The sequence below is a fragment of the Nocardia sp. NPDC050710 genome (assembly GCF_040654375.1).
GTDB lineage: Bacteria > Actinomycetota > Actinomycetes > Mycobacteriales > Mycobacteriaceae > Nocardia.
In genome coordinates this window covers 109,670-127,994 of sequence record NZ_JBFAHV010000001.1, presented here as the reverse complement: position 1 = coordinate 127,994, position 18,325 = coordinate 109,670, and the positions used below count along the sequence as shown (strand labels likewise).

Sequence of the window (18,325 nt, the reverse complement as noted above, 5' to 3'; positions counted from 1 at the left end):
GACACGATGCGGATAACGTTTCCGGGTGGCGCGGCTTTCATATCCGAGTGGGCTGGGCACTTGTCGCAGCTGCCGGTTTCACTGACCTGTTCGCAAATATCGGACAGGCACGGAGGTGGCCACGTTCTCTTGGATATCGCAGTTTGAGCTAGCGGCTCGATGTTACCTGGCTATTGCCCCGGGCGTCGAGGCTCCGTTTATCTCTGAATCGGATCAGGTGAAACGAGAACTCGCAGACAATTCCATGTCATGTGGTTGCCTCGGCGCGCGATCATCGGCCACTGGTTGGTGGTCCGCAACGGCTACCACGACGAACGGTAGGTACTGACTGCCGCTGGTGCGGGGGCTCGGGTCGACGACAAGCGCGCATCGACCCGAAACCGTTGAGCGTAAACGGTTTTCTCGACGATTCGGCCAGAGCGTGCCGCTCGCCACTGGTCGGCGAGGTGCTACCGATCGACCGATCATTCGGGGCCGGGCCGTCGACAACCGGGAAGTGGTGTCCAGCAAAGATATTCAGATCGTCGGGCAGCCACTTCTCGAACGCTCCACGAGGACGCAGGTTGTCAGGCCGGCGTCACGCACATCGAGCGGAGCTTGGAGTCGCTCGCCCACTGCTGGTCGTACACCTCGGAAATGCGCTCCCGCACGTGTGCCCAGTACACCAGCTGCCCTCGGGTATCGGGCTCGAAGACGGCGGACCAGCGGCGACCCTCCTTGATCCGGACCAGGGTGATATGTCGGATCCTCCATCCGCGGTTCCACTGCCGGCCGTACTCGCCGGCGATATCCTCGAGGGTCCAACCCGTGACCCATTCCTGGTGCGTCGAGCGCTTCCTCAGCACTGTGGAGTGTCGGATCGTGCCGCTGGCATCCACGTGTGAGGACAGGCAGGTCATCCGGTACCCCCTGGGCGACCAGATATTCCATTCTCGGGCCAGTTCGACCTGGGTGACGCCGAGTAGCGCCCGCGAATCGCCGGTCCCCGGCTCGTAGATGACGTTGTAGCGCGGGCCGTGATCGAGGTGCTGGTAGCCCTGCACCACGACCGGCACCATGCCCCTGGTCGCGCGCTGCGCCACGTCGGCAGGCACGTGCTGCTCCTGCCAGCCCCAGAGAATCTCTTGGGCCTGTTCGCCCGGATCCCAGATGCCGTCGTAGACCACCGCCCCGTTATGGGTGTAGGCCTGTTGATGGACCAGCGCGAAACCCTCCCGGCGCATCCGCGTGTGCTCGGCTCGATGGGCGGTCAGGTCGTGGTGCCACGTGACTCGCTGACCGGCCGTGCTCGGGCTCCATACCGCGCAGACCCGCAGATCCGGGGTGGCGCTATCGCCGAGTTGAGCGGCTACCAGCGGTCGGCGCCCACCGTCGATGAGTTGCCGGCGCATCACCTTGACCTGACCAGCGGTGAAGCGCATCGCGTCCGGGGTCTCGCGCAGGTAGTACCCCATGGGATTGTCCCGGAGCGGAGCCAGGTGCAGGGTGCCCAGGACGTCGGTTGCGGTGATCGGGACGCTTGTGATCGGTCCCAGCTCGTTGGGTCCGTGGCCGGCAGCCTCGTTGGCCAGCGCGAGGATGGCGGCGCCGGGATCGGCCGGGGTGTCCAGGACGCCGGAGCCGACGTCGGCGTCATAGGTGCCGTGAGCCTTGGTGACAGACGAGTTGGCCGGCAGCTCCTGGTTGAGCCAGGTGCCGATCGCGCGCTGCCACAGCCTCAAGCGCTCAGTGGCCGGGCGGCTGTCCACATCGCCGGGCAGGAAATCCAGGTCGTGGAACGGCTCCCGGTGGGTGTGCCAGAGGCTGAGGTAGTGACCGACCTCGTGCACCGCGCGGGAGGCGTCGTCGCGGGCATGGGTGACGCTGCTGAGAAAACCCTCGTGCAACGCAACATATGTGTGCGGGCCACCGGAGAAGCTGCCGGCCCGGTCGTCGACGTAGTTCCAGCGGAGGAACTTACCCGAGCCGTCGCGTACCTTTTCGAACCGGTTGCCTCGGCTGAACAGCCACAGCATCTGATTCGGCCGTTCCGCGGCCACCGCGTTGCGATGATCTATCGACGCAAGAGCCGCTGCGTCGATCAGCTTCTGGCCTTCGGCCTGACCAATCTGCCCCGATGTCATCCGCCGGACCACGGAGGCCGATAGCAGGACGTCCTGCCGCAGCTTGGAGTCGGTCCGAATCTCCACGTCGTGCTTGGGGAAGAAGACGTACCGGTAACCGGTCCCAGCCAGATCCCGATTGGCCGCTGTCACCAGCGCGCCGACCGCGGCTTGGATCTGAGCGAGCGTCCATGCCGGGGTGGCGCCTTGATCGACCGCATAGATGGCACGAACCCGCAGTTCCAGCCGCGGTTGGGGCTCGGCCACCGGGGGTGCGGCACCGTCGGTGCCCCCGGTCGTACTGTCGATCGGTGCCGAGGGATCTGGATGCTCCGTGCCGGTCGAGCCGGACACGCCCGCCAGCGAATCGATGGCCGACCGTCCCGATTCTGCCTCGCCCGCCGGTTCGACCTGCGCACCGACCTCGGTGCCCAGCCCACCGGCCGCCTGGTATCGCAGGGCCGCGTTGTCATCAGGCTGTTTCGGCTGGGGGTCGGCCAGACAAGCCCCGCCGGTGCTGAAAACGGCGCGAAATGATGTTTGCTTCATGACAGTCCTTCGGTTTCGTCGCATCCTGGGTGAAAGTTGTTGTGCAGCCCCGGCGATGAACGACACGGCCGTTCGATTCATCGACATTGCTGTACTCAGCTCCGGGGCTCACGATGCGACGTGCCATGACAATCAAATGCGTATTCGTTGGTGCTTTGTTCACTCATCCTTTTTCGCGGGGCCGGAGTTTGTCGTGAGTGGTCGACTACTTGTTTTACGAAGTCGGCGACGCTGGTTCTTGTCGCGGATATCTGGACGATCGTGCTCGGCCGATGATGAAGGCCCAGTCCAAGTTGTCGAGCATTCTGGTGGGCCTGACGTACGGCATACGACTGCGCACCGCTGGCTTCCGGCGCCGGTCGAGCGACCTACGCTAGCCAACCCTGCTGTCGGTAAGAGCTTCTGGACATGTCGGCTTCGTCGGGGCCGCGCGTAACAACGGGGGGATCATCCGATGACTACGCGGGGGTACCGAACAACCGTCCAATTCACCAGACCCATTGCACGTCTGTCCTTTTCCCCCGCCACCAACGCGGCACCGGGCAATCCCGGCGCGAGCGAGGCGGTTACGGGCAACGGGGGCGGAGCAGGCACCGGCCGGACTGCCGCAGACCAGTAGGCGGCCGGGTCCGGAGTTCGGTGCCCGGTGTGCGGGCGCCGGACACCAGACCGGTGACGACTGGCATCAATAGCGCGAGCCTGGTATGAGGCGTATCAGCTTGTGCCGTCGGCATATTCGGCGATCTGCTCCATCACCACCTGAAATTCCGCCGAGACGTGCAGCTCGAGCTCGTCGCCGGACTCGCGGACTACAGCGGCGAGTTCGATGATGCCGTTATGCCACCAGTAGACCGACGGGCTTACGGGGGAGGGCCGTTCGGCGTAAGTCACCATCGCCATTCTCGCCAGCGTACCCACGGAGATAAAGGCGTCCGCGCCGTCGAGCGGGTGGATAAAGACCGTGCCCTCGCACGGAACCACGAATGCCGCACCCCATTGTCCGACCACCGGATAGTCGCCGAGCCAGCGCACATGTGCGCTGGCATAGTCGGCCGAGCCATAGAGACCGAGAATCCGCCCGCCGTCTTCGGCTTCGAGATCTTCGACCGTGAGAAGTCCGTCGTCGTATGTATTGCGCTCCGCCAGCTCGAACAGGTCCTGTTCCTGAATCCGCCAGTGGGACAAGCGGTCATACGTGACTGCGACCACCGTATGGACCTGATCGATCACCACCCGCTGCGCGAGTCCGGGAGCAAGGGTTCGTGCCACGGCCGGGATACCGACGTCCTCCATATCCTCCGGGTACATCCGCGCCCGCAGCAGTGGCCGTATCCGTTCGAAGTCGTCCATGTCGAGCGGGTCCGTCGCCGTGATGTCCAGTTCGGCGAACATCGTGCTCAGATGATCCGCTACCAAGGCGGGCCACTGGTCCTGCGGCTCCGCGGCCACCTTGCGGCGCAGATTGTCCAACGGCAACACCCAGTCGGATACGCCGTTTCCGGACAACATCACACTGTCGGCGTCGATCGTGCAGGAGTAGCCGTGGTCCCGCACGATCGCCACGACCAATATGAGTAGTGGATCAGAGGAATCGGCGGTGTGTGCGGCCGCCCCGGTCTCGACGCGAGACCACAGCTGCGTGAACTGGCTGCCATCGCGGACGCGCACCGCCTTGATGATGTACCGCAGCGGAGCAAGCTGCGCGGACTCTCCCTCGAGCGCGACACACGGCATGCCTGCCAGTTTCTCTTGCCCCCAGACCCACTCGCCGCCGTGGGTCCGCAACAACGTCTCGCCGAGGTACCCGACGGCCGCCGTGACGACGGGCAAGGCTGCCGGTTTTTTCATGCCTGGCAGGTCCGGCAGCGCCGCGAGGACGAACTCTTCGAATACGGTCAATGATTCCGGCGAGTAATCAGGGACGAAACCCGCCGAATATGAGCGGAACACATCCATCACCTTCGGCTCCAGCTGCTGCTTCCACGCCGCCACCCGCTCGTCATCGGACTCGGCCGAAACGTCGATCCAGAAGCTCACATCATCACCTCACTAGACAGGGCCACACGAGAACCCGTGAGCCGCACCGCTTTTTGTACCCCATGGCTCGAGGTCGGCAAACGTCGAGCTTGCCACGGCTGGCATTCGCGACAGCCTGCGCGCATGGCCACCGTCGCATGGCAACGGGGCGCGGTGGGATATACGGTGATGGACCGAAAGACCAGCGTCACAATTGAACAGTGCCTGGCAGCTCATGAAACCGAGTGGTCGGACAGTGTGCGAGACTACCGGCCATGGCCGAGCTCCGGGTTGCTGTCCTGGCGTCGCACACCGGGACGAATTTGCGCGCTCTGCACGCCGCGTCGCTCGCACCCGACACCGACTTCCGGATCGTGCTCGTGATCAGCAACAACTCCGGCTCCGGCGCGCTGGCCTTCGCGCGCGAACAGCGGATCCCCGCGCTGCACCTGTCCGGGCGCACCCATTCGAATCCCGCCAACCTCGATGAGGCCATGCGCGGCGTGTTGATGGAATACGGGACGGAACTGGTGGTGACGGCCGGCTATATGAAGCACGTCGGGCCGCGGACCCGTAAGGAATTCGCGGGCCGGATCATCAACGTCCACCCGGCGCTACTGCCGCGGCACGGCGGGCACGGGATGTACGGGCAGCGGGTGCACAGAGCTGTCCTGGAATCGGGCGACACCGTCAGCGGGCCTACCGTGCACCTGGTCGACGAGGACTACGACACGGGCAAAACCCTCGCGCAAACAGAGGTTCCGGTGCTGACCGACGACACCGTCGAGACCCTCGGAGCCCGTGTCCTCGCCGCTGAGCACCTGCTGCTGCCGACCGTGGTCCAGCAGATCGCGACAGGACACCAGGCCAACCTGTAGGACCGCGGCGCGATCCGGTCCATCGGGTGTACGTCCAATCTTCGGAGCTCCGAATCCGGTGGTGTCGGAGGTCCTGGCTGTGCGATTGTTCGACAGTGCAGCCCGATGGCAGAAACCCGCTTCGCCACTTCGACCAGGGTCGATCGGTTACGTCGTTCGCGCTCCGAATTCTGATCGTCTGCCCGAAGTGTGGGGGCCGGGCGGTGAATATGCGCAGGCCCGACCTCCCCGCGCCGCGGTACTGGAATCAGTACTTCCACGAGCCTCGGAGGTTGGTTTGCGCCCGCTGCGAGGCCGCTGAGGATTGGACGCTCGAGCTGCGTGGAGCCAAACGATACGGAGGTCTGGAAGATCCCCACTTCGGGCAGCCGCTGTGGTTGCGGACACGCTGCGCCGGACATGTCCTGTGGGCCTACAACGAGGAGCACATCGACGAACTGACCGCGTATGTCAGTGCGGTACTGCGTGAACGTGGCATCAGCCGTTCCAACAACTCGATGGCCTCCCGTCTGCCGTTATGGATGAAGCGATCGGACAACCGCGCGGATGTGCTGGCTGGTCTCGCGAGACTTCGGATGCTCGCTACCCGTTCGTCGCCTGCCGATCGATCGGATGCCGCCTACTGAGGTGACAGCCGGGACTGACCTGGCCACCGCCTGGCCTCGCTGCCCGGTGCGGCGATCGCTTCCTGGTGGGCGCGATTTGAGGCAAACGCCTCATGCGACCACGGAGGCGACGGACCGATGATCAGGGCATGACAAAGCGAGTTCAGGAACCACGGAGATCACCGGTCATGACCGAATGGACATTCGAACCACCGACCGTCGAGCACTTCGGTACACACTCTTCAGATCACGCACCCGGAGTGCCGGGCGGCGGGCGAGTCGATGCAGTCAACGTAACTCGGCATGTCGGGGCGCGGCAGATTCTCCAGGAGCTGTCGTTGTCGGTCGAACCAGGCGAGCTGGTCGCCATTGCCGGCGGCAGTGGAGCCGGAAAGAGCACATTGCTGGAGATCCTGGCGGGACTGCAACCACCGTCTACCGGGGAGGTTCGGCATGACGGCGTCGTTCGCGGGGCCCGAGGCAGCGCCGATTCCCGGATCGGCTACGTGCCGCAGGAGGACATCATCCACCTCGAGATGCCCCTGCGCCGCACGCTGCGGTACGCGGCGCGGCTGCGGCTGCCCGCAGGCACATCGGCGGCCGAGGCGGATCGGGTAGTCGAAGAGACCATGCGTGACCTCGACCTGGCTGATCGGGCCGAGGTGCCGGTCCGTGCGCTCTCCGGCGGCCAGCGCAAGCGGGCCAGTATCGCTGTGGAGCTACTGACCCGTCCGCACCTTTTCTTCCTCGATGAACCCACCTCCGGACTCGATCCGTCGACCGCGGCCGACGTGATGCGCCTGCTGCGCCGACTCAGCCAGCGCGGGGTCACAGTCGTCCTCACGACGCATGAGCCGGCCGGCATCGACCGGTGTGACCGGGTGGTATTCCTGGCGCGCGACGGCCACCTGGCCTTCACCGGCAGCCCGACCGAGGCTCGGCGCTACTTCGGAGTGGAGAATCTCGCCGAGGTATACGACCGGCTGGCTCGTGAGCACACCCCGCAGATCTGGGCGGAGCGATTCGCGGACAGCGGTGGGAAGTCGAAAACCCGTCCTGGCTCGGCTCTCCTGCCCATCCCCGCCACGCGTTCGGACGCCCAGCGCACAGGCATGGTCCGGCAATGGTGGCTACTTACCCGACGCAATGTCGATGTTCTCCTTCGCAACCGGCTGACCCTGGCGGTCCTACTCGGCTCACCGGTGCTGGTCACCGCGATGATGGCGACGCTGTTCAAGCGAGGCGCCTTCGATCCGCATAACCAAGCCGACCTCGGCCCGGCCCAGATCGTGTTCTGGATCGCATTCGCAGGCTTCTTCTTCGGCCTTACGTACGGCCTGCTCCAGATCGTCGGGGAGATGGCCGTCTTCCGGCGGGAGCGGCTGGCCGGGCTCAGCGTGGGCGCCTACGTGGCATCCAAGATGACAGCGCTGCTCCCGTTGCTGGCTGGAGTGAGCGCGGTGCTCCTCGGTGTGCTGCGGGCGCTCGGTCGGCTCCCGGCCGTTGGATGGGACGTATCGGCCTTCCTGTTTGTGACGATTGTGATCGAGGCGACCTCGGCACTGGCCCTCGGATTGCTCGCCTCGGCCTCGGTCTCCAACGCGGCGCAGGCCGCCCTCGCCTTGCCGATGCTCTGCTTCCCTCAGGTTCTGTTCGGTGGCGCCATAGTCCCCGTTGACGAGATGGCCCTCCCGGGACGCCTGATGAGTCTCGGCCTATCCAACCGCCACGCATTCGAAGCGCTGGGTCGCGACCTGGATCTCGAGCGGTACACCGCCACGCTGCCGGCCATGTCCGCCTACGGCGATACCTTCCACGGAGGCACCGGCGCCAGTCTCCTCGCGCTCGCCTCGTTTGCCATCGGCCTCATGCTGGCCACGGTATGGGTCTTGGACCGGCGGTCCCGGCCCGGCGCATCCCGGCGATGAAGGCCCCGCGCAGTCGGTCCCGACAGAGGTCTGAACCACCGGGCAGCATCATTGGTGGTTGCCGAGCTGAAGTACCCGGCGCAGCGGATGCTTCAATTTCCCACGGGCGCATTGACCGGGAGGCTCGCCAGGCCCCGGTCGATCGCGGCGAGACTGGCCTGCGTGCGGTTATTGACGCCGAGCTTGGCGTAGACACGTTCGACGTGGTTGCGGGCCGTTTTCTCGGCGATGAACAGTTCGGCGGCGATTTCTCTATTCGATCGGCCCTGCGCGACGAGTCGCAGGATCTCGACCTCGCGGTCGGTCAGCCCGGCCGGCCAGGGCGTCCGCCGCGAGCCCCGCGGACCGGCCACCGCAAGCACGGCCGCAGCCGACTCGGCGTCGAAGCGTCCGGCGCGCGCCTCCTTTCGTAACTGATCGGCAGCGCCGCGAGGATCGAGCGGCGGCCGGTCGGGACGCGGCTCGAGCAGTCGCTGATAAGCCTCCGCCGTGGCAAGCAGCCGGTCCTGCGGGGTCAACTCCGCGCCGGCGATCCCCCGGGGAAAGCCGGACCCGTCGATCCGTTCCCGGTGCTTCATCGCGAGGGGCACCACCGACTCCAAGCCGTTGACTCGACTCAGTATCCGGCCGGTCAGATCCGGATACATCCGTACCCGTTCCCATTCAGCCGTAGTGAGCGGCCCCTTCTTCTCCCAGATCCGGTTGGACACTCCCATTTTGCCAAGGGCGTGCACCAAGCCGGCGCGGTAGAGATGCGTGACGTCCGACGGCGACATGCCCAGGTGTCTGGCTGCCCCGGCCACCAGATTCGCGACGCCACGCGAATGCCCCAGAGTGAACGGAATTTTGAGATCGACGAAATCAGCCATGGCCTCGAGCAACTCGTCGCTCTCCTCGGCCGTCAGGGTTCGGTCACGATCCGGTGCTTGCGCCAACGCTGTGGTCCAGACGTCGATTTCGAGCAACCCGTCCACGATCGCCGCCGCGTCGCGATCGAACACCGCCGCCACGGCTGGGCTGAACTGACTGCCGCGCCGAGAACGGAGAACATCCTTCGCGTGCTCGAGCCCACCCGTCCGCAGGTGCACCTCGACGACGTCCGCGACATGAGCGATGTGGATCTCGATCGGGATATCGTCTCCGCGGGAACCGTTGGGCAAACCCCGGCCGTCCCAGCGTTCGAAGACGTAGCCCAGCGCCTTTCCGACCTGCTCGTCCAAGCCCATCCGATCGGAGAGAACCCCGGCGGAACTGCAATGCGACTGGATCAGTGTGGCGACCTGGCTGCGAGCCGTGACCAGAAAGGCAGTGGCACGGATGCCGCGCTCCCAGCCCGGCAGTCCGCGTCCGACATGACTCATCATCAGCCGCAGGTACGGCAGGCCGGTCGTGTCCACCGTGTAGGTGTCGGCCCGGAAGGCGATGTCGTCGCCGAAGAGCGCCGAGAGTTCGTGGGAGTCGGCGTGACAACCGATCCACCCGACCAGATTGGCGTAGTACACGGTCGCACGCTGTTGCAGGTCGAGCTTCATCCGCTCGGCGATCCGTGTCGCGATCAAGGACGACCGAAGCATGTGTTCCATCGGCTGACCCAAACCGAGGTCGATCGCAAGCGATATCGCGGCGAGCAGTTCGGCTCTGCTCAGACCCTTTCCCGAGCCGGGTAGCGTCCCGTGCGGGTGCATCTTCCCATTGTCCACCCGAACAACGGCCATCTCTGCGCGACAGACGAGACCACCGTGTATCCGCGCCGCACACACACCGTGACCAGCGCGACGATCAGCGCACACGCGTCCGCCAGTGCCATCGCCCGGAGCTTTCAGTGATCGCCCCCATGCGGACAGCAACTCCACTGCGACTGTGAGCGGATGGATGGTCGCTGCCTGCTCCAGAAGTGCGGAGAAGGTCGCTGAGCGTGGTCAGCGTCGAGACGCCCGGGTGGTGCGTCGCCGCGCGGATTTCGTAGCGGATCGGGTGGGGTGTGTTGCCGAACGGGCGCTCGGCCGAGGTGAATTCGGGTTCGGGGTCGGATGCGGACCGGCCGTCGGCGGGGTGGTTGTCGCCTCGGGCTTGGCGGCGAACTTTGCCGGTTTCGCGCCGGGACGGGGTGCGGTGGCGGTTCGCGCTTCGGCCGCTCGGCGTTCGAGTGCGGCTGATTCGGTGTCCAATCGGCGGTAGACCAGGTGTTGCTGGGCGAGGGTCCACGCATTGTTCGAGACCCAGTAGAGCAGGATCGCGATCGGCAGCAGGGCGCCGCCGAGGAGTGCGCCAGCCGGAAAGACCCACAGCATGAGGGTGTTCATGAAGGGCAATTGCTGGGCGGTCGGGTCCTGGCGGGCGATCGAGGCGCGCGCGGTGAAATGGGTGGCGACCGCGGCGATCACCATCAGGATGATGGCGACAGTGGCGACCGCCACGATCGGGGTGCCCGCGAGGGTCGCGGACAGGGGTGCGCCGAAGAGTTCGGCTTCGAGGAACGACTGCACATCGGTGGCGCCGAAGATGTAGTTGGGGGTGGCGGCGTTCTGTTCCGCCGACATAGGTGTCGGGGTGGCCTGGAACGGCAGATGTCCCAGCGCGCCGGTGCGGTCGAAGGAGCGCAGTACGTGGAACAGGCCGAGGAAGATCAGGCCCTGGCCGAGCGCGGGGAGGCAGCCCGCCAGCAGGCTGACGCCGTGTTCCTTGTGCAGCTTCTGGATCTCCAGTGTCTGGCGTTGCCGATCACCCTCGTATTTCTTCTTGATCGCGGCCATCTGTGGTTGCAGACGCTTCATGGCGGCCTGGTTGCGGGCTTGCCGGAGGAATGGGAGAAACAGCACCGCGCGGAAAGTGGCGACGAGGAAGACCACGGCGAGCACCCAGGCCGTACCGCTGTCGGCGCCGAGCACCGAGGCAAAGGCGGTGTGCCACAACCAGAGCACGGCGGAAACGGGGTAGTAGACGAAATCGAGCAAGAGGGGACACCTGACTGGTGGACGTGCGTGCGCGCACGTGAGCGAGCCGTCCGACGACACGGTGAGCCCGGAGCCGAGCGGTCGTCAGCGGAATGGTCGGCGCAGGTGCCGACGACTCCCGCGGCTATCGCGGGCAGCCGTCAGCGCGCGGCCATCCCGGGGGCGCGAGGGCGGGGCCGTCCGGCAGTATCGGGGTTGCTCTGCCGCAGGTAGGAGCCACGCCTGCGGCGCTGCGCCGACGACGGCGGGCCCGCGGTGGCGACCGCCACCGGCTGTAGGCGAGCGGCGTGCAGCGACACCAGTGCGAAGATCGCCGAGGCCGCGACCGCGCCCAGGACGGCCAGCGAACCGGACTCACTGCTTGGGGCGGCCAGCAGGGCGAGCGCGGGCACGACGAATGCGAAAACCGCAAACGCCGTCAGTTGAGCCCGCGTGAACATTCCCCGAGCCTACTGGTTGCGTCCGCCGCCGACCACGTGATCCACGCCAACCGCGCTCAGGACCCGTTCCCGTTGGTCCAGGCTCCGTCGCCGAGATCCCAATGTTCGGTGCGGTTGAGTGCCGCCGGGAACATCCCGAAGGTGCGACGGCAGGTGCGGGTCAGGTGCGCGCTGTCGTCGAAGCCGGCCGCATCCGCCGCGGTGGCGAGATCGTCCCCGGAGCGCACCCGGATGATGGCGACCCGCAGCCGCAACCAGAGTATGTAGGGACGCAACGGAATTCCGACTTCGGCGGCGAACAGGTGCGAGAGCCGAGTCGGCGAAAGCCCGACGCGCCGAGCCACATCCGCGCCGCGGATGGATCGGTCGTGCACGAGCGTCGGCAGCACCCGCAGCGCCTCGGTCACCGCATTGTGCCGCGCGGTATTCGGCGGCGTGCCGCGATCGCGTCGCAGATCCGCCACGATCGCGGCGACCTGATCGGCGAGCGCGGGCCGGGTGAAGTCGACCGGCAGCGCGCCGTCGGTCCAGCCGCCGGTATGCGCGCGACGGTCGGCGGCGGCGCCCGCGACCGTTTCCGGATCGAGGTAGAGCGCGGCGCCCTGGGCGGCGCCGGTATCGATGCGGTGCGGCGCATCGGCGGGCACGATGACCTGGGTGCCGCGATGGCGCACGCCGCTGGCGTCCATCACGATCAGCGGTGTGCTCGCCGCCAGAATCTGCACCGCGTGATGCGCGTGCAGATCGGTCTGCGTGATCGTGCCGCCGAAGGCCAGAATTCCAGGCCGCAACAACGCGGTTGCCCGGCGCCGCGGTTCGTCGGGCGTGCGCGCGCCGCCCGGTGTTCGGGGTGTTGCGGGTACCCCATCGGTGACCAGAGCCTTCTCCATCGGACGCTCCCGGCAGGTGACGCGAATCCAGGTTCGGATCCACCGCCGAGACTATCCGGGCGGCACCGCCGCGGTGAGGGTTTCGGTCACCTGAGCCAGGAATTCGCCGACGATCTTTCGGGCGGTGGGGGTATCCGGAAACCGGGTGCGCGGTAAAGCCCCTAATCGGTATGCGTGAACCAGGGTTGCACATCGTTGAGCGTGAGTCCGGTCTGAACCGCACGACAAAGCGGCGGCCGGGTCCGGGTGGTGTCACAGCGCGAGCCGTCGGGCAGGTGGCGATAGCCGGTGTAGGAGACGCTGAACAGATTCTGGCGGGAGCGGCGCAGTTGCGGGCCCATCGCGGCGAGCACCCGGCAGGCGGGTATATGCGCCAACCGATGCCCGCGGATGGCCGCGTCGGCGGACCATGCCGGTGCCGGTGACGTCGACGCGGGCCGGTACCCGGCCGGGGCGCTGACCACCAACCAACCGAAGGTGTTGTGGTGGTGTGGTTCTCGTCGGGTGTTCCGGGAACACCGGACTCGTCGCGGTGTGGCCGCCGAGTCGGGCAGCACCGAGCGGCTGCGAGCCGACCACCTGGCTGGCCGCGGCACGGCTCGCACCCATCGCCCGCCCGGATGGATCGACTGGTTCGAGGTCGGTGAAGTGGGATCGGGTTGCGGGCGGGGTTCGCAGCGGCGGTTCAGTCCTGGTGCGAGTCCGAGATCCCAGGGGCAGTCTGCCCACCCGGTGCGCGCTGTCGGTGAGCGGCCTGGTCATCCGACCCGGTTCTGCGGAACCGGCTGCGGTGGTGGCACGTTCGGTGGTGGTGAAATGGATGTAGTTGCCCGCTGGAGGCAATACCGGCTCCTGCCCTGCGGTGGAAGGCCGTGCTGTGGCGTCCAACGCGCCGTCGACGCGGAAGCGCCGAGCCAGTACCGCCGATCCCGTATTCGGCTGTTTTCCAAGGCATTCCGAAGATGTCGCTCATAGTTGGGGGAGACCGCGCGGCCGATCCGTCCACTGCGCCGTGGCCGTCGCGAGCCACTCGGTGACGCGCACGCTCGGCAGCGGGTAATCGGCGAACACGACAGTCGTACTTCGTCACTCGGATCAGCGAGCGGGGCACTTCGGTGTGCGCACGAGACCACTGTGTGCAACTGCCGACCCTCTCAGACCTGTTGGCCTTCGTCACTTCAGGCTAGCGGTTCGTCACCGGCCAGTGCTCTCGTCCGATGGGATGGTCGGGCACTACACCCCCATTTCCTCCGCTGTCGAAACAGAACCAATACCAGTCGCCGCTGAGGTGATGGGATGCGCCAGTCGCGGGTCGGTGGCCAGAAAGGCGGGCAAAGCCACTTCCCATCGAGCAATAGCCCAGCGGAGGGCCAGTCCTGAAGTAGATGCCGTCGCTGAGGCTTTCCACACCGCGATCGCCGTTTGGTTCCAGACCGCGAATGCGATAAGAGCCGAGGCGGTCGCCTTCGAACGTCCGTGGATCGACACCGGCGCCCACCTGCCGTGCCGCATCGTCGAATACGTGCGCCGAGAAGTGCCAGCGCACAGCCATTGGCAGGTCCGCGCTCCACATATCGCCGTGAGCGCGATTATCAGTGCGGGAGCAACCAGGGGGTCGAGCGCAGGTGCCCGAAGCCGCCGGGATCGGGCTGCCTGGATCGGGTAGGTGATGACCAGAAAGAACACCGCAACCACCATGAATGCCCACGCGAGAACCAAGAACGGCGACAACGACATCAGCTCGGCGCTCGCCGGGTTGCTCGCCGAGACGAGTATCCCGAGGCAGACCACGATGGTGCAGACAAGCAGAAGACTGCTGCGGAGCCATGACCGTAATCGTCGGTTCCCCGGTCTGCTGTTCTCGGTTTGCGCCGTGCTCATGCCGGGAGCCTAGAAGCTTCGAGGACCTGATGGGCGTGTAGCCGGATGGATCCGACGTGTCGAGAAACGTCGCACTGCACGGGATGGTGACCAGTCTGGTCTCGGGCTGCCGGACAAGAACTGCTGGACACTGTCGGAACTGGTTCAGCCGGTTCGTTATGCCGCCGCACGGCAGCGGTATAGCGAACTACGGCTGGACTGCCAATTCGATGAATTCCATGACACACCCTCAGTTGCCTGATGGGAATTCCCTTGTACGCCGGGGAATTCCCGAACCGTGACGCGTCCGTATGTTGCCGCAGTTGGTCGCCCGAATTTCACCGGTGCGTCGTGGTCGACCGGAATGGGAAATAATTAGAGATCCTTCCGCCGAGCTCAATGGTGAGTTGTGCCACCGATATTGCCCTGGCGGGTTTGTGGAATGGGTGCGTGCCCGAGGTTGCCGGGGTGCTCGACGCCGCTACCCGGCGCTCATACGAATGTTCTTGCCTCGAGTGGCTGAAGGGTTGCTCGCTGAGGACCGGTAGCCAGCCCATCCCAGGTTCGCGCATCCTTTGCGGGCATCGTGTCGTCGGGCACGGTGGAAGTATCCGCGCCCAGTCGAATTCGAACGCCCCTCTGGATCACAGACGGTCCGCCGGGGGCGTTCGAGTGTGTCGGAGCTCGGTGCTCAGCCGCCGAACGCCGAGGCGGGAGCCAGCGGCACGATCAGGCTCGACGGCCCGGCCGCATCTCGATGGATCTGCTGCGACGAACCGACCAGCCGCGGCAGATCGGACGGCACCGGGATGGTGGTCGGGAAGGTGCCGCTGGTGATCCGCACCCGCAGCGCGTGTCCGGGTTCGAGCCGGTAGAACGCGGGCCGCAGCTTGATCTCCATGCGTGTCACGGCCCCGGGTGTGAGCAGTTGCTCGGCATCCTTGCGGACGATGTGCTCGGGTCCGTAGACCGCACCGTCCGGTCCGCACCCGGTCTTGGCCTCGTCCAGGGTGCGCATGCTGGCCAACTGCGAGCCGCCGGTGATATTCACGGCCGATCCGTCCGGTGCGATATCGTCGAGCCATACCTGGAAGGCGGCGTCGGTGCTGGTGGACGACGCGTACAGGGTGAGGCTGCCGGGCCCGGCGAGCACGGTCGGCTCGGACACCGAATCCATCGTGTACTTCCGGCCCGCGGTCGGTTCCTGCACCGATTCGGTGCAGGGGTTGTACGCGGTGAAGAGCCGGAATACGAAGTCCAGCAAGCCGCCGGTGTACTGGGCGAGGCTCTGGCGGTTACATGGATTGTCGAATCCGGTGTAGTCCAGGCGATCCGAGGCGTCGGCCGCCGTCGGTGCCTGCGCTACCAGGCGGTCACCGTCGAGGTAGCGCTGCTGAATTCCGGCCTGCTCGAAGGGATAGCGTGCCGCGGCCACCGCCATATTGCCCGGGTCGATCACGTGCAAGGGGGTGTCGGTCTTGTCGATGCCGTTCGGAATGTCCTTGAGCCACCGGTCGAACCATGCGAGCGTGATGAGGTCGGTGTCCAGTCGCGAGCCGGGCCCGAACCCGAGCCCGACGTGGTACCAGGGCCCCATCAACAGCTGATAGCGCCCGTCGGCGGCCTGATCCGGGGACATCGGCGCGAACTGTTCGCCGCCAGCCGAAAGATTCTGCAGCTGTGCGTAATTGCGCCATGGTCCCTCCTGGTACAGGTCCCACGATCCGCCGACCTGGTACATGGCGATGTCGTTGTCGATCAGCTTCGGCAGCTCGGTCTCGAAGCGCCGATCCTGCCACCACTGGCCGTCATAGGCGAGTGGCCCGCCGCCGTATGCCTCGAACAGCAGCTTGATGGTGGAGTCGGCGGAGACCAGCGCGGTCAGATGATCGCCCAGTGCGGTCAGGAACTGCTGGGGCGAGACCACCGCCGACATAAACGGCCCGATCAAGCTCAGATACGGCACCATGACCGAGATCGCGGTGAGCAGGATCGGGCTCATCATGCCGTCGTGCCCGAGCACCTCGTTGAAGATGTTGTTGGGCATGGCCATCGGGACGATCGCCTTCAACGGCGAACCGGGACCGACGGATTCGGCGGTGCGCAGCGCCGAGAGCGCCGGGAACGAGTACCCGTACATACCGACCTTGCCGTTGGAGCCGGGCAGTTTCGCGGCCCAGTCCACCAATTGCGCGCCGTCGATACCGTCCTGTTTCGATGCCGGATTCCAGGCGCCCGTCGACCCACCGGTGCCGCGCACATCGGCGATCACCTCGATATAGCCGCGCCGTACCAGCATGTCCTGGGCGCTGGTCGCCTGGTTGACGATCCGGCGCGCATCCTTCAGCTGATCCGGCAGCGGGATGCGCAGTTCGTCGACCACGCTGGTGACCGCGGCGGCGAGCGCGCTGGACAGCGCGCCATAAGTGGTGAAGTTGACGACCACCGGGAATTCGCCCGCGGCCCGCTGCCCGGTGGCCGGGTCGGTCGGATACCGCACCTCGGTCTGTAGCCGGGTGCCGTCCGCGAGCGGCACCACATGTCCGAGTTCGTAGGCGATCGCGTACCGCTCGGGCGTCGGCCGGTAGTCCGTGGGCAGCCCGAAGTTCGCCGGCGCGTCCGGCACCGGACCCGCGGCGGGCACCGCCACGGCGGTGGGGGCGAACTGGATGGTCGGTCCGAACGCGGTGATGACCGCGACGGCAATCGTCAGGGTGCGCCCGGCGGCGCCCGTACGGGTCGATATTCTCAACTACCTGCAACCTCTTTTGCCGTGGCGAGGCCGGGTATGCCGCAGCAGCGCCCGACCTCCTCGTCGCTCTACAGCACACCGCACAGGTAGGGGGTCCTACTACCGGCAATCCGCACGATGAGCGGGTGACCGTTTGTGAACCCGACCAAGGCGCGCGATGTGGCTCAGGGTGCGAAGGAGGCGGATTCCAGCCGCCGGGCCAAGCGGGCCGCGGACAGGGTCATCGCATCGGCAGGCCGATGCGGGTCAAGGCCGGTGAGTTCGTGCACGCGCGAGAGCCGATAGGTCACGGTATTGCGGTGCACATTGAGCTGCCGTGCGGTGGCCAATTGGTTGAAGCCGCTATCGACGAACATATCCAGCGTCTCGGCCAGCATGGGCTGGGTGTCCAGCGGGGCCAACACCGAGGCCAGTCCGGGCCGTGCCGCATCGCTCACCGCGAGGGTGTATTCGAACTGGAGATTCGTTCTGCGGCAGATGATTTCGTGATGCGATAGGCAACGACCGAGCTCGGCGAGCACCCGGGCCTCGGCGTACATCGCGGGAATGGCGCCGCGTGTGCGTGCCGTGCCGACGCCCACCCAGTACTGTGGCGCACCTTCGGGAACCGGAGCGGGCAGCCGTGCGGTCAACGCGGCGAGCGTGGCCGAGCCGTCGTCGCCGGGGTGCAGCGGGAGCAGGGCGGTCCAGCCGCCCGCGTCCAAACGCAGGAATACACCCGGAATCGCCTCGACTCGGTGCCGCAGCGCCGATGCGGGCGCGCCGTGGGTGCCGCTGAGGCGGAACACCGCGACCAGGAACGCGTCGGCGACCGGGATCACCGGATCATTGGCCCACTCCACCGGATCCTGCCCGTCGAGTAGCGCGTCGGCGATGCCTCGTCGGCGCTCCAGCAGTTCCCAGCGCGGATCGAGCGAGCGCTGGGTGGCGGCGGTGGCGATTCTGGCGGTGATCAGCGTGATGTACTTCAGCAATACCAGTGAAGTGTCGAGCAGCAGCTCATGTTCGGCGGGGGAGACCGTATCGCGCAGCTTCTCCCAGAGGAATGCCGCGCCGAGCCGGTATCGCTCCAGCACGTCGGCCAGCGGGGTGCCATCGCGCAGCCGATCCATCGCGAGTTCGACCAGCTCCCTGGTGTCCTCCTCCGAAGGCTCCGCGCCGCGCCGCAGGTAGTCGAAGAACAGATCGACATTGAGCTTGGTCCCGCGGGCGAAATCGGTCTCCACCAGCGACACCGGCATCTGCTTATAAGGCGGCAACGACGCGTAGAACCCGTCGATCATCGACGCGGCCCTCCGGTGTAGATCGTCGAACACCCGGGTCCGCGCTGGCATCATGTGCTGTCCTCCGT

The 18,325-nt window shown here is 66.2% G+C and carries 13 protein-coding genes; 3 read left to right on the top strand and 10 right to left on the bottom strand.

The window, feature by feature from the left end; all coding sequences use genetic code 11:
• Positions 1-566: 566 nt before the first annotated feature.
• Together AB0H61_RS00615 and AB0H61_RS00610 are read right to left on the bottom strand one after the other, a co-directional pair.
• Entirely contained in the window at positions 567-2,651 is a 2,085-nt protein-coding gene (locus AB0H61_RS00615) for a hypothetical protein (protein ID WP_357297487.1), read from the bottom strand.
• A 714-nt stretch (positions 2,652-3,365) separates the two neighbouring features.
• Positions 3,366-4,688 (bottom strand): hypothetical protein, encoded by a 1,323-nt coding sequence (locus tag AB0H61_RS00610; RefSeq protein WP_357297484.1) that lies wholly within the window; start codon positions 4,686-4,688, stop codon positions 3,366-3,368.
• Positions 4,689-4,942: 254 nt separating this feature from the next.
• Between AB0H61_RS00610 and purN the strand changes: the two genes are divergently transcribed.
• From purN to AB0H61_RS00595, 3 genes are all read left to right on the top strand, one after another.
• Entirely contained in the window at positions 4,943-5,545 is a 603-nt protein-coding gene (purN, locus tag AB0H61_RS00605; protein WP_357297482.1) for a phosphoribosylglycinamide formyltransferase, read from the top strand.
• Positions 5,546-5,754: 209 nt separating this feature from the next.
• Positions 5,755-6,171: a hypothetical protein gene (locus AB0H61_RS00600; protein WP_357297481.1), complete on the top strand. Its 417-nt coding sequence runs from the start codon at positions 5,755-5,757 to the stop codon at positions 6,169-6,171.
• 92 nt (positions 6,172-6,263) lie between these two features.
• A complete protein-coding gene (locus AB0H61_RS00595) occupies positions 6,264-8,078 on the top strand; it encodes an ATP-binding cassette domain-containing protein (protein ID WP_357297479.1) in 1,815 nt (604 codons plus the stop codon).
• A 92-nt stretch (positions 8,079-8,170) separates the two neighbouring features.
• On the opposite strand, the gene AB0H61_RS00590 is transcribed toward AB0H61_RS00595, so the two are convergent.
• The 8 genes from AB0H61_RS00590 to AB0H61_RS00555 form a co-directional block, all read right to left on the bottom strand.
• A complete protein-coding gene (locus AB0H61_RS00590; RefSeq protein ID WP_357297477.1) occupies positions 8,171-9,763 on the bottom strand; it encodes an HD domain-containing phosphohydrolase in 1,593 nt (530 codons plus the stop codon).
• A 234-nt stretch (positions 9,764-9,997) separates the two neighbouring features.
• Positions 9,998-11,032, bottom strand: a complete 1,035-nt coding sequence (gene yidC, locus AB0H61_RS00585; RefSeq protein WP_357297474.1) for a membrane protein insertase YidC — start codon at positions 11,030-11,032, stop codon at positions 9,998-10,000.
• 140 nt (positions 11,033-11,172) lie between these two features.
• On the bottom strand, positions 11,173-11,472 hold the full coding sequence (locus AB0H61_RS00580; RefSeq protein ID WP_357297472.1) for a DUF6412 domain-containing protein: 300 nt from the start codon (positions 11,470-11,472) through the stop codon (positions 11,173-11,175).
• Positions 11,473-11,528: 56 nt separating this feature from the next.
• Positions 11,529-12,362 (bottom strand): helix-turn-helix domain-containing protein, encoded by an 834-nt coding sequence (locus AB0H61_RS00575; protein ID WP_357297469.1) that lies wholly within the window; start codon positions 12,360-12,362, stop codon positions 11,529-11,531.
• A 161-nt stretch (positions 12,363-12,523) separates the two neighbouring features.
• On the bottom strand, positions 12,524-12,826 hold the full coding sequence (locus tag AB0H61_RS00570; RefSeq protein WP_357297466.1) for a hypothetical protein: 303 nt from the start codon (positions 12,824-12,826) through the stop codon (positions 12,524-12,526).
• A 769-nt stretch (positions 12,827-13,595) separates the two neighbouring features.
• Positions 13,596-14,243 (bottom strand): hypothetical protein, encoded by a 648-nt coding sequence (locus AB0H61_RS00565; RefSeq protein ID WP_357297463.1) that lies wholly within the window; start codon positions 14,241-14,243, stop codon positions 13,596-13,598.
• Positions 14,244-14,913: 670 nt separating this feature from the next.
• Positions 14,914-16,974 carry a CocE/NonD family hydrolase gene (locus tag AB0H61_RS00560; protein ID WP_357297461.1) on the bottom strand — a complete coding sequence of 687 codons (2,061 nt, stop codon included), beginning with the start codon at positions 16,972-16,974 and terminating at the stop codon, positions 14,914-14,916.
• A gap of 164 nt (positions 16,975-17,138) precedes the next feature.
• Positions 17,139-18,311, bottom strand: a complete 1,173-nt coding sequence (locus AB0H61_RS00555) for a helix-turn-helix domain-containing protein (RefSeq protein ID WP_357297460.1) — start codon at positions 18,309-18,311, stop codon at positions 17,139-17,141.
• Positions 18,312-18,325 lie beyond the last annotated feature (14 nt).

Coding starts and splice junctions, on each gene's coding strand:
- AB0H61_RS00615 (WP_357297487.1), bottom strand. CDS start 2,651: ATGAAGCAAACATCATTTCGCGCCGTTTTCAGCACCGGCGGGGCTTGT.
- purN (WP_357297482.1), top strand. CDS start 4,943: ATGGCCGAGCTCCGGGTTGCTGTCCTGGCGTCGCACACCGGGACGAAT.
- AB0H61_RS00600 (WP_357297481.1), top strand. CDS start 5,755: ATGCGCAGGCCCGACCTCCCCGCGCCGCGGTACTGGAATCAGTACTTC.
- AB0H61_RS00595 (WP_357297479.1), top strand. CDS start 6,264: ATGCGACCACGGAGGCGACGGACCGATGATCAGGGCATGACAAAGCGA.
- AB0H61_RS00590 (WP_357297477.1), bottom strand. CDS start 9,763: ATGCACCCGCACGGGACGCTACCCGGCTCGGGAAAGGGTCTGAGCAGA.
- AB0H61_RS00580 (WP_357297472.1), bottom strand. CDS start 11,472: ATGTTCACGCGGGCTCAACTGACGGCGTTTGCGGTTTTCGCATTCGTC.
- AB0H61_RS00575 (WP_357297469.1), bottom strand. CDS start 12,362: ATGGAGAAGGCTCTGGTCACCGATGGGGTACCCGCAACACCCCGAACA.
- AB0H61_RS00565 (WP_357297463.1), bottom strand. CDS start 14,243: ATGAGCACGGCGCAAACCGAGAACAGCAGACCGGGGAACCGACGATTA.
- AB0H61_RS00555 (WP_357297460.1), bottom strand. CDS start 18,311: ATGATGCCAGCGCGGACCCGGGTGTTCGACGATCTACACCGGAGGGCC.